Below are 1,324 nucleotides of genomic sequence, written 5' to 3'. Positions count from 1 at the left end.
CTTAACCAGAGTTCAGGTTAGCTAGGCAAAAAATTTGCTATTTAGTTGTTCTCAGCAATTGCTCCTGCATTGCTCTACCTTCTGCATCCATGCAGTCGTAATGAGAGTTTTTTAACGCAGGTAGCGACACGTTTAGCCCCGTAAAATGATTAAGTATTATTGCCGACTGTTCTAGTTTAAGCGTGCATTCAGTTTCACTCACTACAATAGTCTACTTTTTAAACAGCACCGGTCACAACCTAATGGCTAAGAAGGAGTAAACTATACATATGCATGTGATGTTATCAGCTAAATTAAGATACCTTATTTTTACCGCATCTTTTTGTCTGATGGCTTTAGTGAGTGATTACAGTAACGCAATTGAAGCAATTCAACCCAAAAACGAACAGCCCACACATACCACTACTTTAAATATAAGTACGGGCGAATGGCCGCCTTTTTTAAGCGAATCGTTGCCTCACAAAGGCGTGGTTGCGCATTTAATTACCGATATATTTGCACAAGCCAACATTAAAGTTAACTTTACCTTTTTACCGTGGCCGCGCGCTTACCACGACACCATTAATGACAAATATGCAGCCACTGCGGTATGGATGTTTGAACAACAACGTACTGAGGATTATTTTTACAGTGAGCCAGTGCTAAACGAGCGTTTTGTATTTTTTTATCATAAACAACGCCCGTTTAACTGGCAAAAACTCAGTGATTTAAAAGGCTTATTACTAGGAGGTGGGCTTGCCTATAGTTACGGCAAAGAGTTTGATAAAGCAGCTGATGAAGGCTTGTTCGATATGTCGCGTGTAAGTACAACAGAGCAAAATTTTCAGCGTTTAGCTATGGGCCGCATTGATGCCTTTGCCGAAGAGCAAAGCGTAGGCTATCACATATTAGCAGGGCAAAAACCGACAATAAAAAATGGCATTGTGCACCACCCAAGGCCACTATTAATCAATAAAAGCTTTGTGATGTTCCCTAAAAATAACCCACGCAGTGAACAGCGGCTTGAAATATTTAACCAGCAATTACTTAAATTTAAACAAAACGGCCGCTACCAAGCCTACTTTGATGCGTTAGATAATGGCGCTTATCAACCCGCAAATAGCGCCCTGGCCGACTAACCTGTAGGCAGGACTTTATGCCGCGCGTTTTATGTTTGGAACGCGGGTTTCGGGCTACGAGCTAGGTTTTAGGTTTTAGGTTTTAGGTTTTAGGTTTTAGGTTTTAGGTTTTAGGTTTTAGGTTTTAGGTTTTAGGTTTTAGGTTTTAGGTTTTAGCAAAAGAACGAAGCCCGTTGTCTTCTTTGTGTTCAAATAATTTTTAAGTT

2 protein-coding genes are annotated in these 1,324 nt (G+C 40.4%); one reads left to right on the top strand and one right to left on the bottom strand.

Annotated features, from left to right (window positions below):
* Positions 1 to 37 precede the first annotated feature (37 nt).
* Positions 38 to 202, bottom strand: a complete 165-nt coding sequence (locus tag CWC14_RS19135) for a hypothetical protein (protein ID WP_171036828.1) — start codon at positions 200 to 202, stop codon at positions 38 to 40.
* Between the two features lie 67 nt (positions 203 to 269).
* Here CWC14_RS19135 and CWC14_RS05105 point away from each other — a divergent pair, with 67 nt between their 5' ends.
* Positions 270 to 1,118, top strand: a complete 849-nt coding sequence (locus tag CWC14_RS05105) for a substrate-binding periplasmic protein (RefSeq protein WP_138561668.1) — start codon at positions 270 to 272, stop codon at positions 1,116 to 1,118.
* Positions 1,119 to 1,324: the final 206 nt, after the last annotated feature.

Source organism: Pseudoalteromonas sp. S3260 (assembly GCF_005886925.1).
Classification (GTDB): Bacteria; Pseudomonadota; Gammaproteobacteria; order Enterobacterales; family Alteromonadaceae; genus Pseudoalteromonas; species Pseudoalteromonas tetraodonis.
The sequence above is the reverse complement of the archived record's forward strand: the minus strand, read 5'-3'. Positions and strand labels throughout refer to the sequence as shown.